The 13508-nt window shown below is 68.2% G+C and carries 17 protein-coding genes; 7 read left to right on the top strand and 10 right to left on the bottom strand.

All coding sequences use genetic code 11. From position 1 onward, the window contains the following. Positions 1-5: 5 nt before the first annotated feature. Positions 6-1478 (bottom strand): FAD-dependent oxidoreductase, encoded by a 1473-nt coding sequence (locus BJ988_RS08230; protein ID WP_218860677.1) that lies wholly within the window; start codon positions 1476-1478, stop codon positions 6-8. A 148-nt stretch (positions 1479-1626) separates the two neighbouring features. On the opposite strand from BJ988_RS08230, the gene BJ988_RS08225 reads away from it, so the two are divergent. Next, on the top strand, positions 1627-2907 hold the full coding sequence (locus BJ988_RS08225) for a cation:proton antiporter (RefSeq protein WP_179657582.1): 1281 nt from the start codon (positions 1627-1629) through the stop codon (positions 2905-2907). Positions 2908-2930: 23 nt separating this feature from the next. Next, on the top strand, positions 2931-3929 hold the full coding sequence (locus BJ988_RS08220) for a 5'-3' exonuclease (protein WP_246321436.1): 999 nt from the start codon (positions 2931-2933) through the stop codon (positions 3927-3929). 26 nt (positions 3930-3955) lie between these two features. Here the strand turns inward: BJ988_RS08220 and BJ988_RS08215 are convergent, their stop codons facing one another. Genes BJ988_RS08215 through BJ988_RS08205 form a run of 3 tightly spaced genes read right to left on the bottom strand, consistent with a single transcriptional unit; the run spans position 3956 to position 5892 of the window. After that, positions 3956-4345: a PIN domain-containing protein gene (locus BJ988_RS08215; protein ID WP_179657581.1), complete on the bottom strand. Its 390-nt coding sequence runs from the start codon at positions 4343-4345 to the stop codon at positions 3956-3958. After that, positions 4333-4602, bottom strand: a complete 270-nt coding sequence (locus BJ988_RS08210; protein ID WP_179657580.1) for a hypothetical protein — start codon at positions 4600-4602, stop codon at positions 4333-4335. Before BJ988_RS08210 ends, BJ988_RS08215 begins: the two co-directional genes overlap by 13 nt. Positions 4603-4656: 54 nt before the next feature. After that, positions 4657-5892: a trans-sulfuration enzyme family protein gene (locus BJ988_RS08205; RefSeq protein WP_246321435.1), complete on the bottom strand. Its 1236-nt coding sequence runs from the start codon at positions 5890-5892 to the stop codon at positions 4657-4659. 105 nt (positions 5893-5997) lie between these two features. On the opposite strand from BJ988_RS08205, the gene BJ988_RS08200 reads away from it, so the two are divergent. Then, positions 5998-6498 (top strand): winged helix-turn-helix transcriptional regulator, encoded by a 501-nt coding sequence (locus BJ988_RS08200; protein ID WP_179657579.1) that lies wholly within the window; start codon positions 5998-6000, stop codon positions 6496-6498. A gap of 22 nt (positions 6499-6520) precedes the next feature. Here the strand turns inward: BJ988_RS08200 and BJ988_RS08195 are convergent, their stop codons facing one another. The 3 genes from BJ988_RS08195 to BJ988_RS08185 all read right to left on the bottom strand — a co-directional run bounded on the left by BJ988_RS08195 (position 6521) and on the right by BJ988_RS08185 (position 7487). After that, entirely contained in the window at positions 6521-6733 is a 213-nt protein-coding gene (locus BJ988_RS08195; protein ID WP_179657578.1) for a dodecin, read from the bottom strand. 137 nt (positions 6734-6870) lie between these two features. Beyond that, a complete protein-coding gene (locus BJ988_RS08190) occupies positions 6871-7149 on the bottom strand; it encodes a chorismate mutase (protein ID WP_179657577.1) in 279 nt (92 codons plus the stop codon). Between the two features lie 23 nt (positions 7150-7172). After that, complete coding sequence (locus BJ988_RS08185; protein ID WP_179657576.1) at positions 7173-7487, bottom strand: hypothetical protein; 315 nt, start codon at positions 7485-7487, stop codon at positions 7173-7175. Positions 7488-7829: 342 nt separating this feature from the next. Between BJ988_RS08185 and BJ988_RS08180 the strand changes: the two genes are divergently transcribed. Then, positions 7830-9440 carry an ABC-F family ATP-binding cassette domain-containing protein gene (locus tag BJ988_RS08180; protein WP_179657575.1) on the top strand — a complete coding sequence of 537 codons (1611 nt, stop codon included), beginning with the start codon at positions 7830-7832 and terminating at the stop codon, positions 9438-9440. Between the two features lie 9 nt (positions 9441-9449). Here BJ988_RS08180 and BJ988_RS08175 read toward each other — a convergent pair whose 3' ends face one another. From BJ988_RS08175 to BJ988_RS08165, 3 genes are all read right to left on the bottom strand, one after another. Continuing rightward, a complete protein-coding gene (locus BJ988_RS08175; protein ID WP_179657574.1) occupies positions 9450-10160 on the bottom strand; it encodes a sortase domain-containing protein in 711 nt (236 codons plus the stop codon). A 60-nt stretch (positions 10161-10220) separates the two neighbouring features. After that, positions 10221-10511 carry a hypothetical protein gene (locus tag BJ988_RS30350; RefSeq protein WP_179657573.1) on the bottom strand — a complete coding sequence of 97 codons (291 nt, stop codon included), beginning with the start codon at positions 10509-10511 and terminating at the stop codon, positions 10221-10223. Positions 10512-10617: 106 nt separating this feature from the next. Continuing rightward, positions 10618-11451 (bottom strand): DUF4839 domain-containing protein, encoded by an 834-nt coding sequence (locus tag BJ988_RS08165; protein WP_179657572.1) that lies wholly within the window; start codon positions 11449-11451, stop codon positions 10618-10620. A 237-nt stretch (positions 11452-11688) separates the two neighbouring features. Between BJ988_RS08165 and BJ988_RS30115 the strand changes: the two genes are divergently transcribed. From BJ988_RS30115 to BJ988_RS08150, 3 genes are read left to right on the top strand one after another with little or no spacing between them, the layout of a single operon-like run. Continuing rightward, positions 11689-11985: an SAV_915 family protein gene (locus BJ988_RS30115; RefSeq protein ID WP_218860675.1), complete on the top strand. Its 297-nt coding sequence runs from the start codon at positions 11689-11691 to the stop codon at positions 11983-11985. Further along, positions 11982-12299 (top strand): hypothetical protein, encoded by a 318-nt coding sequence (locus tag BJ988_RS08155; RefSeq protein WP_179657571.1) that lies wholly within the window; start codon positions 11982-11984, stop codon positions 12297-12299. The genes BJ988_RS30115 and BJ988_RS08155 overlap by 4 nt, the downstream gene beginning before the upstream one ends. Positions 12300-12301: 2 nt before the next feature. Then, the gene (locus BJ988_RS08150; RefSeq protein WP_179657570.1) at positions 12302-13462 is read left to right on the top strand and encodes a hypothetical protein; all 1161 of its coding nucleotides are present in this window, start codon (positions 12302-12304) and stop codon (positions 13460-13462) included. The last annotated feature ends 46 nt before the right edge of the window (positions 13463-13508 follow it).

Raw genomic sequence — 13508 nt, 5'->3', positions numbered from 1 at the left:
TCGGTTCAAGCCTCGGGCGGCACGTCGCGCTGAGCGAGTGCCTTGGTGGCGGGCCCCTCCAGAACCTCTCCGCTGGCGGAGAAACGGGACCCGTGCAGGGGGCAGTCCCAGCTCTTCTCCGCGTCGTTCCAGCGCAGCGCGCCGCCCAGATGGGTGCAGAGCGCGACGACGCTACACGTACGGCCCTCCAGGGTGGAGGTCCCGACGGGCAGGACGCCATCACGACCGACGGCCCCGACGCCGTCCGCGGCGGGGGTGTGCGCCGTCGAGGCCTCGGCCCGCACCAGCGAACGGGTCGCGGCCAGACCGACACCGACGTTGAGCGACGCAATGCGGACCGCCCCACGCGGGCGCGTGATCCGCCGGCCCAGCACCTTCGCCCAGCTGGGCGTCGAACCCAGGATCTGGCCGGCGATGGTTCGCGCCGCGGCCACCCCGTTGGTCAGTCCCCACTTGTCGTAACCTGTGGCCAGGTAGATGTGTCCGCCGCCGCGGGGCAGGGTGCCGACGAACGGGATCCCGTCGTGGGAGGCGTAGTCCTGGGCGGACCACGCGTGCGTCTCGACGGCCCCGTCGAAGTGGTGCGCCGTCCATTCCCGCAGCTCGTGGATGCGGGTCAGCTCGGACTCGGTGCGGCCGACGACGTGCCCGGCGCCGCCGACGAGGAGCCGCGGCCCGGTGGTGGCATCCCCGGGTACGCCGCGGATCGACCTGCTCGATGCGGCTGCCGAGATGTACATCGCCGGCGGCGGCTCGACTCCCTCGAAGGCGAGGAGGTAGGAACGCTTCGGCTCGACCTTGGCGAAGTAGAGCCCACGGTCCAGAGTCGGCACCCCGGTCGCGAGCACGACGTTCTCGGCGCGAAGCACGCGCCCGTCGTCGAGCGTGATCTCGGGCGTCCCCCGCCCGGACACGCCCATCACCCGCCGGCCCTCGTGCACCGCCCCGCCGTGGCCGCGGAGCTGGGTGGCGAGGGCACCGAGCACGTCCATCGGGTCGAACTGGGCCTGGTCCGCCAGCACGGTGGCCCCCACGAGTGGGAACGGGACGTCGAGACCGTCGGTCCAGCGTACGTCCAGACCGAGCGAGCCGGCCGCCTCATGCTCTTCGCAGACGCTGGCCAGCTCGTCGTCGGCGCTCGCATAGGTCACCGCGTCGCGGGTCTGGACGGGGACGTCGTGCTCCGCGCAGAACCCCAGCAGCCACTCCATGCCCTCGCGGTTCGCGTCGACGTACGCCTCGGCGACCCCGCGTGACTGCGCGGACAGGATCTGGGAGAGCCTCGTCCCCTGAAGCAGCGAGAGCTTCCCCGTCGTACGACCCGTGGTGCCCGAACCCACCCGGCGTGCCTCGACGACGCCGACCCGGCGCCCGGCACGTGCCAGCATCAGGCCGACCGTCAGCCCGGTGATGCCTGCGCCCACCACGACATCGTCGAACCGGTCGTCGTCGGGGAAAGGGTCCGGGGTCGGGGTCACGGGATGGTCCTGCCACATCGCTCGCATGTGCCCCAGGTACCCGTTCGGCGAGTCGGTCAGGCTCGGTCGGGCTGCTTCGTACGTAACCTAGGTGCCAGAAGACCGTCCGAGCGCACCCTCCCTACGCGACGAAACGGGGCGAGTAGCCATGACTGCGGACCTTGCCTACGTGGTGGCGGGCGCCAGTCTGCTGCTGGCGATCGTGCTCCCCGATCTGCTCAACCGGTGGGCGATCTCGGCACCGATGGTGCTGGTCGGGGTCGGGATGCTGATCGGGCTGACCCCTCTTCCCGACGGCCTGCCGCTGGACCCGCAGGACAACCGGGCCGTGATCGAGCACACCACCGAGCTGGTCGTCATCGTGGCGCTGATGGGTGTGGGGCTGGCGATCGACCGCCCGCTCGAGGTCCGCAGCTGGAGGAGCTGGCGACAGTGGTCCCCGACGTGGCGGCTGTTGGCGATCGGGATGCCGCTCACCATCGCCGCGGTCGCGATCCTCGGCTGGGCCGCGGGTCTGCCGCCCGCGGTCGCGCTGCTGCTGGGCGCAGCGCTGGCGCCCACCGATCCGGTGCTCGCCTCCGACGTCCAGGTCGCCGGCCCGCAGACCGGTGGCCACGAGGTCGACGAGAGCGACGAGCTCCGGTTCACGCTCACCTCGGAGGCCGGTCTGAACGACGGTCTCGCCTTCCCGTTCGTCTACGCCGCGATCCTGCTCGCGACCGAGGGCGCCGTGTCGAACTGGGCTCTGGAGTGGGTGGGCTTCTACCTGGTGGCGAAGGTGACGATCGGCGTCCTCGCCGGAGTCGTGGTCGGGAAGGTGCTCGCCTACGTCGCGTTCCGCTCCAGCAACCGTGCCCTGCGGGTGGCAGAACGAGGCGAGTCGCTGCTCGCGCTCGCGGCACTGGTCGCGTCGTACGGCGTCGGCGAGGTTCTCGGCGGCTACGGCTTCCTCTCCGTCTTCGTCTGCGCCATCTCCTTCCGCTCGGCCGAGCGGTCCCACGACTACCACGCCGCGATGCACGAGGTGGCCGAGCGGCTCGAGCGCATGCTGACGCTCTTCGTGCTGCTGATCCTCGGCATCGCGCTCACCCGAGGCCTGCTCGACGCACTGGACTGGCGAGGCGTCGCCATCGGGCTGGCGCTGATCCTGGTGGTCCGACCGGCGGCGGGGATCCTGGCACTGGCCCCATGGCCGACTCGGGGCAAGGGCACGGTCCCGCTCACCCGGCCTGAACGCTGGACCGTGGCGTTCTTCGGAGTCCGCGGCATCGGGTCCATCTACTACCTCGCGTACGCCGCCGGCGAGGACCAGACGTTGGCCCAGGACTGGCTGTGGTCGACGGTCGCCTTCACTGTCGTCGCCTCTGTCCTCATCCACGGGATCCTCGCCACCCCGGTGATGGCACGCATCGATTCCGACCGGCGGTGACCTCCACCCCTACGATGGGCGCGATGTCGATGAACAGCTCGCCGCGCCGCCTCCTGCTGGTCGTCGATGCCCCGTCCCTGCTGCACCGCAACCACCACGCCCGGGCGCACACCCGGATGATCGACCGTGCCGGGCGGCCGGCATGGGCGCTGCACGGGATGCTGCGGCAGATCCTCGACTCGATCGACGCCTTCGCGCCCGACGCGGTGCTCTTCGGCCTCGATGACCGCACCGCGTCCGTACGCAGGGACGCCTATCCCGACTACAAGGCCGGGCGCGCCGAGAAGGACCCGATGCTTGTCGAGCAGCTCGGCCGGGCCGGTGCGATGCTCGACGCCCTCGGACTCGCAACCCTCACTCCCCCGGGCCTCGAGGCCGACGACGTGAACGCATCTGCAGCGGCCTGGGCGGTCCGCAACGACTGGAACTGCGTCGTCATCACCTCCGACCGCGACGCGTTCGCGCTGATCAGTGACCACACCCAGGTCCTGCGGCTCATCAACGGCGGCATCAACGGCTCACCGCTGCTCAATCCCGCCCGGCTGTATGCGATGTACGGCGTGCCGGCCACGCGCTATCTCGAGTACGCCGCGCTCCGCGGTGATGCCAGCGACAACCTACCCGGGGTGAGCGGCATCGGGGAGAAGACCGCCGCCGCGCTCCTCGACCAAGTCGGCCCCATGGAGCGGGTCTGGTCCGACATCGACGACAACTCGGGTCGTGAGGTGACGTCTGTGCTCGACCGGTGGGCCGCCGACACCGGCTCCCGCCGCATCTCCGCGCGCGTCGTCCGCGCGCTCTCTGCTCCCGGCGCACGATCGCGCTACGACTTCAACCTCCGCATGATGACCTGCCACGAGGACCTCGACCTCCGGCTCACGCCGGACATCCCCGGTACCCCGGGCCTCCTCCCCCTCGACCTGGACCGGGTCGCCCGGGTCGTCGGCTTCCTCGGTGTCCAGGCGACCACCTCGCTGGCGCAGCGGGTGCTGAGCACCAATCCCGCTTCGGTGGTCTCGTAGACCGTTCATCCCTACAGCGACCACGGTCAGATGGTGTTGATACCCAGCATCGAAGCCGACTTCTTCAGGCGTTCGTCGAAGGTCGCGATCGACGCCGACTCCTGCTCGGCGGTGAGCAATACGCAACAGTCGGGCATCTTGCTTCCGGTGTCGACGCGCATTTGGGCCAAGCGAGTAGCGGCGTCGCCCGGGAAGGGAACCTCGCGCACAGCCAGACGTGCGATTGCCTGCTGCGTGGCCGCGAGATGTCCTGACCGAGTCGCAGCCACCAGTGCTTCGGCAAGGTTGAGCGGACCGATGATCAGGTCTTGGTCGGCGTTCTCGTCGAGGAGGTCGGATGCTGCCTGGTGATGGGCATCGGCTGCATTGAGATGGGCGATGAGAAACGCTGCATCCAGCGCGATCACGCCGGCCACTCGTCTCGGAGCTCCTCGAGAGATGCGGTCATATCGGGATCTGTGATGACGCCGCTGGTCTCGCGGATCGTACGTCGGCGCTCAGCGGTCTTGTGCGCCTCGTCATCAGCGATTGCTTCCTCACCCGCTCGCACCAGGCGAAGGAGGAGCCGGGCCGGACGGTCTCTGTCGTCTGGCCAGCGCTTCGCGGCTGCCGCAAGGGCGGAGGCAACCTCGTCAGTCTCGGTCACCGTGTGGCGTGCACGCGCAGTTGGCATGCTTCAAGTGTAGCACTGAGCACTCAAGTGCTGCACCACATCGAAAGCCACCCCTCAGGCGAACGCGGATGATGGGCGGGTGGGGTCATCAGACCCGGCGGCATGAGTGGGAGGCACAGACTCTGCCGAGAGGGCGGAGTCGAGGTCGGCCATCAGGTCCTCCGGGCTCTCGAGGCCGATCGAGAGGCGTACGAGGTTCGCTGACGGTTTGGCGTGGGCAGCGACCGGGCGGTGAGTGAGGCCGGCGGGGTGTTGGACGAGCGAGTCGACTCCGCCGAGCGAGACCGCGTGGGTGAAGAGCTGCACCGAGGAGGTCAGGCGGGCGGCTGCCTCGTACCCGCCGCGCAGCGCGATCGTGACCATGGCGCCGGGTCCGTTCATCTGCTTGCCGACCAGGCCGCGGTCGTCGTCCTCGCCTGGGAAGTAGACGTGCTCGACCTCCCGGTGCGACTGCAGCCAGGCCGCGATCTCGACCGCGCCCGCCTGCTGGGCCCGCATGCGGGTCGGCAGGGTCGAGAGGCCGCGGTGCAGGAGGTAGGCGCCCAGCGGGTGCAGGAGGCCGCCGGTGATGGCCCTGACCTGGCGGAGCCGCGAAGCGGTCTCCTCGTCGCAGGCGATCACGCCACCGACCACGTCGCCGTGCCCGCCGATGTACTTGGTGGCGCTGTGCAGCGACATCGTCGCCCCCAGCGCGAGCGGGTTCTGCAGCACCGGGGTGGCGAAGGTGTTGTCGACGAGCACCGGTACGTCGCCGGCGGCGGTGACCACGGTGGCGATGTCGACGAGGTCGAGGGTCGGGTTGGCCGGGGTCTCCAGCACGACCAGCGCCGTGTCGGGCCGGACCGAGGCGGCGACCTCGTCCTCGGCGCAGAACGTCACCTCGACGCCGAGCAGGCCCGAGGCGAGCAGGTGGTCGGTGCCGCCGTACAGCGGGCGGACCGCCACGATGTGCCGCTTGCCACTGAAGGACGTGCTCGCGATGATCGCTGCGGTCATGGCCGCCATGCCCGAGGCGTACGCAACCGCCGTCTCGGCCTGCTCGAGCCGCGCCAGCGCCGACTCGAACCGCGCGACGGTGGGGTTCCACAGCCGCTGGTAGACGAACCCGCCGTCGGCGAGCGGCTCACCGCCGGTCGCCATCGCCTCGTACGAGGCCCCGCCCCGCTCGATGTCGGGGAGCGGGTTGGTCGAGGAGAGGTCGAGCGGAAGGGCGTGGACGCCCAGCATCGCCAGGTCTTCCCGTCCGGCGTGGACGGCGATCGAGTCGAGGTGGGAGTTCGCAAGCGGCATGCGACGATAGTGGCGAGAACCACAAGATCTGGCCAGATCTATCGGTGAACGGCCCAACGGATGCCTGATCTTGCCCATTTCGAGCAACCGCACTAGTGATCAAGGGTGTCCCAGTTGGCGAAAATACAACCCCCTGCAGCCGCCCTCGACTCAGTCGACCGCGGAATCCTGCGCGAGCTCAGCGACAACCCCGAGCTCACCAACAAGGCCCTCGCGACGCGACTCGGGATCGCCGAGTCGACCTGCGCCTACCGGCTGCGGGCTCTGCGCGACAACGGCGTCATCACCGGCCGCCGCCTCGACGTCGACACCCGTGCTCTCGGCTACCCGCTGCAGGCCGTGATCAAGGTCCGCCTCGGCAGCCACAGCAAGGAGCACGTCGAGAAGCTGTACGACGACCTGGTCCGGACCCCGGGCGTCATCCAGGCTTTCCACGTCGCCGGTGCCGACGACTTCCACCTCTACGTCGCCGTCGAGGACGCCGAGGCCCTGCGCGACTTCGTGCTCCAGCACGTGACCGTCCACCGCGTCGTCCGGCAGACCGAGACGCTGCTCGTCTTCGAGCTCCGCGAAGGGCCGGGCGTGCTCCCCCGCGACACGGCGTAGATCTTGGAAGTACGCGGTCCCGTCAGTCGTCCTCCATCCGGAAGCCGACCTTGAGCCCGACCTGGAAGTGCTGGATGTCGCCCTCGTCGACGTGGCCGCGGATCTGGGTGACCTCGAACCAGTCCAGGTGACGCAGCGTCTGGGAAGCGCGGCTGAGGCCGTTGCGGATGGCGTCGTCGAGTCCGGCCTCGGAGGTTCCGACGATCTCGGTGACGCGGTAGGTGTGTGAAGACATGGTGCTGCCTCTTCTCGTGGTGGTTGTCGTACAGGCCGAGGTGACCCACCTCTGTACCCACCATGGATCTCGCGTCGAGACCGTGCAAGGACCCTGAGCGACAGGATTGCAGTTGCGCCCTACCGGTCGCCGTGTCCTTAGCGATGCCGATCGAGCTCGTACGCAGTGAATGCGCCGATCATCGCGCGCCAGATCTCCTCGGCGACCTGCGGTGCCAGGCCCGCGGCGACCGCACGCTCGCGAGCAGCGGCGATCACTGCGTTGGCCCGGTCGGGGGCGCGTACGGCCTGTCCGTCGTTCTTGAACGCAGCCGCCGCCCGGACCAGCTGCTGGCGACGAGTCAGCAGCTCGGTCAGCTGCTCGTCCAGCGCGTCGATCCGGCCACGCACATCAGCAAGTGAGGTCGGCTCAGTCATGACAACCTCTCGTCTGGTGGTTTTCAGCCCCGGGACTCGGCCGCGACGCGGCGCTCGTGCAGGCGCTGCTGAGCGGCCGGCAGGTAGGCCAGGCAGGGCGCGTCGGCGTCCGGGTGCTTCTCCTTGAGGTGGAAGATCCAGCGGTCCATCGCGGCCATGTAACCGTTGTCCTCACCGGCGCGATAGGTGGACCACGGCCGGTCGCCCTTCACCGTGCAGACCGTGCAGGCAACCTTGTAGACGAACTGGTCGTCCTCGCCGATGTCGATCTTCACCTTCGCCAGCGGACCCGCCTCAGCTGCGGCCTTCCGCTCCCGTGCCGAACGACTCGCCACCATGTCCACCACTCCCCTGACCGATCCTCGCCATGCCCGGACCGTCGGTCTCGAACCTCCTCCACAGACTATCGCCCGCGAACCGCCTGATAATCTGAGGGCGTGGGACTGATCGAGGTGGACAAGTTCTAGCCGCCGCACTGCCGGTGGCTGTCGCCTGACGTACGCGCGTGAGCCCGCCCTTCTTGGGTGGTGATATCTCCGCGTAACTCTCACCGGCACGTTCGCAGCTGCGAACGCGTGACCACGACCCCTCGGTCGACGTCGCGGTGCACTTCGCCATTTCGTCGATTTTCCGTCGCGCCTTCTTTCGGCGACCGACGGACGAGAAGAGAGAACATCGCGATGTCCACCACATCTGCCATCACCCTGCGCAACCTGACCTTCGAGTGGCCTGACGGCACCGTCGCGCTCGACGGCGTCAACGGCACCTTCGGCACTGATCGGACCGGCCTGATCGGCCGCAACGGCGCCGGTAAGTCCACCCTGCTCCGCCTCATCGCCGGCGAGCTGTCACCGACCTCCGGGACGATCGACACTGGTGGCGAGGTCGGGTACCTGCCCCAGACGCTCACGCTGCGGCAGGAGACGACGATCGCCGAACTGCTCGGCATCGACGGCATCCTCGCCGCGATCCGGGCGATCGAGGACGGTTCGGTCGACCAACGCCACTTCGACGCGATCGGCGACGACTGGGACATCGAGTCCCGAGCCGACGAGGCGCTGGATCAGATCGGCTTCTCCGCCGCCGACCTCGACCGTCGCGTCGCCGAGATCTCCGGCGGCGAGAGCATGCTGATCGCCATCACCGGTCTGCGCATCCGCCGCACCCCGATCACCCTGCTCGATGAGCCCACGAACAACCTCGACCGAGCCACCCGCGCGAAGCTCGCCGAGTTCGTCGACCAGTGGCCGGGAACGCTCGTGATCGTCAGCCACGACCTCGAGCTGCTCGAGCACATGGACAGCACCACCGAGCTGTACGCCGCGACCCTGACCACGTTCGGCGGCCCCTACAGCGCCTGGAAGGAACACCGCGAGCAGGAGGCGGCGGCCGCCGAGCAGGCCGCCCGCTCCGCGCAGCAGGCGCTCAAGGTAGAGAAGCGGCAGCGCATCGAGGCAGAGACGAAGCTCGCCCGCCGCGAGCGGACCGCGAAGAAGACCCAGAAGGACGGCGGGATCCCGAAGATCCTGGCTGGCAACCGTGCCAGCAAGGCCCAGGCGTCGGCCGGATCGCTCCGCTCGACGCTCGACGACAAGGTGAAGTCCGCCCAGGCCGCCGTCGACGCAGCCGGTGCCCGCGTACGCCACGAGGAGCACATCCATCTCACCCTCCCCGACCCCGGCGTGCCCCGCGGCCGGCGGATCGCGGAGCTCGAGGACGAGGGCCGGACCGTCGTGATCCAGGGGCCAGAAAGAGTGGCCCTCGTCGGCGCCAACGGCTCCGGCAAGTCGACGCTTCTCGACCAGCTCGTTCAGGGTGGCGATCCGCTGCCGGGTCGGCCCCACGGCCGGCTGCTCACCGACCTGGTCGGTCTGCTCCCCCAGCGCCTCGACGGACTCGACGACGAGGCCAGCGCGATGGAGAACGTACGCAGCGTGGCGCCGGATCTGTCGCCCGGCACCATCCGCAACCAGCTCGCCCGGCTCCTCCTCCGGGGCGACAGCGTCGACCGCCCGGTCCATACGCTCTCCGGCGGCGAACGCTTCCGCGTCTCCCTCGCCCGCCTCCTCCTCGCCGACCCGCCGTCGCAGCTGCTGATCCTCGATGAGCCGACCAACAACCTCGACATCACCAGCGTCGAGCAGCTCGCCCAGGCCCTCGACGCCTACCGCGGCGCGTTGCTCGTCGTCAGCCACGACCACGGTTTCCTGGAGCGGATCGGCATCGACACCGTCATCGAGCTCGATGCGGACGGGCGCATGCACCAGCGCCGGGACCTGGACGGTCACTGACGGCGGCACTCACCGCACGGCCACGAGGACGCCGATCTTGTCGATGCGATGCTCGGGATTGTCGAACTCGTCGGACCAGTAGTTGCCAGCGGCGTGGTCCTCAGGAGTGGCGCAGGTCGACAGCGTGATCATCGCGCGGGTGGGCTCCTGGCCGGGTTTGCCTGGTACGGCGGCGCGCTGCGCGCGCAGCGACGCTGCCGACCGGAACGACGTCTCCCGGGTGCCGGTGATGCGATAGACGTACGTCGCTTCCTCGGTGCGCACCCGGACCCGGTCGCCTCGTTCGAGCTCGGGCAGCCTTAGGAACGCCCGTGTGGATGAGAGCCGGTGCGCGGTCACCTGGTAGTTGCCGATCCCACCCGGCCCCGTGCCCCCACGAGGACCGTGCGGGCTGGCCGCGACGCCGCCGTTCTGGATCTCGGTGCCGTGTGCGTCATCGGTCCAGCCGCGGTAGGGCACGACCACGAGGTCGGTGACGCCGATGCGCGGGATAAACAACTCCCCGCGCATCGGCCGGCCGTCGGAGGAAAGCGGCGTCTCGGTGGGTGAAGGTGGCGGCGCCGTCGACGAAGTGGACGGAGAAGGCGGCGGGCCTGCCGGCGACGTGGTGACCGAGACCGGCGCGTCGATGTCGCCCTCCGGAGTGCTGCACCCGGCCAGCACGAGTGCACCGAGAGCGGTGAGCGCCGCGGCGACGCTCCAGGGTGATGTCGTGTTCATAGGGCCGCCTCAAGCGGGTCCGGTTCAGGAAACCCACGGTACGCCGCGCGGAAAGGCCGATCAGGACAGCCGATAGAAGCGCCAGAAGCCGAAGAACACGACCCCCGCGGCGGTGCCCTGGACCGCGCTGACCACGATCGCGTCGCAGCGGACGAGCTCGGTGTCCTCGATCGGAAGGTTCTCGAACCCAATGAAGCCCGCGGCCTCGCCATAGCCCTGCAGCGTCGAGGAGCGCATCACCGTTCCGGTGCCGACGCTCGGAGGCGACGAGAGCCCGTCCGGCAGGCACACGAGGACGCTGAACCCGTACATCAACGGCTCCGGTTCGTCGGCGTCCGGCGCTCGGGTCAAGCAAGCAGCACGGATCGCCGGCGAACTGATGCCGGCCTTCGACAACTAAGCCGGTGTTCCGGAAGGTACCCAGAGCTGTCCTGGGGCCGGTGCTGGTAAAGGCCCGTTACCGGGACCGGGTCTCAACAGGGTATAGCGTGAGGAGACAAGAGTCGGGGTCGAATTTCCCAACGGTCGCCTTGAAGCGAAACATGTCTCCTACCCCGACAGTAGGCGGGACGTTGGGGCCGACCAGGTTCAGATCGATCACGCCAACGTCACGTAGCTGGATGGCTGGGCCCACCGTCGATGAAGCACCGGCATCGCCGGGCGCGACCAGAATGTCGTAGCGCGTCGTTGCGCCCTGGTGCTGAGTCATCTCGGAAATGCTGCCGTTGAAAGCGATCGGTACATCGGCGTACTTGGAGGCGAAGTCGGCGACGGTCGCATCGCAGTAGTCCGACACTGCCAAGGCCTGGGCGAGCTCCGGACTGTTCTTGACCGTAAGGACCTTCCGTGAGGCAGGTGTGTCACCCTCTTCCCCACCACCCGATCCATCACCGGACGGCTGGCTCGATTCGCTGTGCGTCGCCCGCTCCGTCTGCGCAGATTCCTCGACGCCTGCTGTTTCGGACGGCTCAGCCGACGTCGCCGCGGGGTCGTTGCCCTCGCTGATGGTCCCCAACACGACGGCAACGATGAGGATCATCACCGCTGAGATCCCGCCAACCAGAACGAGTCGGTTCATGGGCTTCTTCTCCCGTCGGAACGTCAGCTGGGTGCGAAGCGTCCCAGAGTCCTGGCCAACAAGCTCCCACCCTTGGCTCGTCCACTTCACGGCAGCGCGATTCTCGGCACCTCGGATCGTGTTGACCGTCATGAAGTCGTAACGGATCTCCTTGCGGCCCTGATCACCAGTCGGGCGCTGCGGCGACTCGTCGCGGGATGCATGTTCGCGCATTCGCGGAACCTAGCGGCGCAGCGGTTGTAACGAGGCACACCTGGCTCCCTGTCCCCTGTCTCAGGTATCTCCAACCGCCGCCCGTTACGGAAGAACGGCCCACTCTGGACTGGTCCGCCACCGACCTCGGCCCGCTTCATCGGCCACCAATAAGGTAAAGAATGCTCGCGTTGGTTTAGATTGCGGCCAACGCGGTAGGAGTAGGAGAGCACCCCACGATCTCGGAAGGACAGCTCCATGCAAGCCGAAGGACAGACACGTCAGGCGATCCCGCCGGTCATGTACCTACCCGCATCACCCGGCGGCGGAGCCGATGGCGAGCCCGTCGAAATCGAGATGCGACGCCTGCTTGACGGCCGAGTCGCACTGCTCGCGTACACCGCGCTGGATCGTCTGGCCGACTGCTGCGGAACCGAGCAGCCCTGGGTCCTTTACAAGACCGACCAGCTCGACGAGCTCAACAAGGTCAGCCCGTACGACGTCATCGTCATCGACCAGCCCCTGCCCGACGAACTCAGGCGGGATGCCCAGTGAGCGAGCTGCGCATCGACCCTGGCGACGGCGAACGGATTGCGACCCTCCACAAGGAAGCGGCCTCGGGCATCGAGGAGACCGCATCGAGTTTGCCTGGATCGGTCGACGCAGGGATCGCGTCGGCCCTCATCAGCGACATCTTGGCCCAGCTGACCGAGCATGCCGATCAGCTCTCGATCGCGAATGGGGCCGTCGGAAACATGGTGAGCAGCGTGGTCAAGGACCTGGACCAGACCGACGAAGAGGCCGCCGGTCCCCTACGGCGCCTCGAATCCAGCCTCAACGCTGGCGGCGAGCACCCGAGGAACGGTTAACGATGGCGGGGATCGACACTCATGTACCAGGCAAGCCAACACAGGTCCGCTCTGCAGCTGATTTCCTCGGCAAGACGCTCAAGTCGGCGGTCGCAGATGCCGGCGAGGACAGCCACCAGGCTCGTTCCAAAGCGCGCGACGGCTGGGAGGGCGAGTCCGGCGAGGCGTACAGCGGGCTGAGTAGCGAACTCGTCAAGGCCGCCGATCATCAAGAAGGGCACCTGCGCGAAGCTGGCCAGAAGTTCGACGCCTACGCCTACAAACTCGAGGCCGTGCAAAACCGCATGGCAGACCGGCGTACGCGAGCAAGCGGCGGAGGCCTGGCTCTGTCAGGTGAGACCATTACCGAACCGGCACCCGCAGAATCGCCCGGCGACCTTCCTGCGGGTTCGACTCCTGAGGAATCCGCCGCCTGGGATCAGAAGAACGCCAAGTTCGAGGCGCAGAACAAGAAGATCGAGCTCTACAACGAGATCGCCAAAGAGGTCGAGGAAGACAACAAAGATCTTCAGAACTGGGTCGACTCGAACCTCAAGAAGTTCTGGAGCACGGTCGACGGCCCATCACCGCTGGATGTCGTGATCGCCGCCATCAAGAAACTTCCGCCAGCGATGACAGGGATGTACTTCGATGCCAACGAACGCCGGCTAACCCAGTACGCGAACCACACTCGCGGAGAGGCAGCCCGTCTGCGGAGTGAAGCAGCAGAAGCCGTCGATAACCGACGCTCGGGACACCCCGGCCGACGAGCTGCGGGCGAGGCCACTGATGTACGGGGGAACCGCGCAGCGGCTCGCGGGTTGGACGCCCTCGGCGAAGGTGCAGAGCGTTTTGCCCGACGGCTTCCCGTAATCGGAACCGTTGCCTCCATCGGGTTTGCAGGCGCCGAGATCGCCAACGGGGAGTCCCCGTCGAAGGTCGTTGTCGGCGAAGCTGCCGGTGTGGCTGGTGGTGCTCTCGGCGCGGCCGCCGTCGTCGGTGGTGCCGCACTGATCGGTGTCGGCGCGCCAGTCATCGCTGTCGCGGCCGGGGCAGCCGTGGTGGGTATCGGTGTTGGCCTTGCTGCCGAATACGCTTACGAGAACTGGGTGTCAGATGAGACCCGCGAGAAGATCGATGACGGTCTGGAGGCAGTGGGCGATGCCATCACATTCTGGGACTGACTCACCGCGAGGAAGCGCGGACGGACGGTTCGTCGCGCCGCCTGTT

The sequence above is a fragment of the Nocardioides panzhihuensis genome (assembly GCF_013408335.1).
GTDB lineage: Bacteria > Actinomycetota > Actinomycetes > Propionibacteriales > Nocardioidaceae > Nocardioides > Nocardioides panzhihuensis.
Note: the sequence above shows the minus strand (reverse complement) of the source record. Positions and strands in the feature narration are given on the sequence as shown.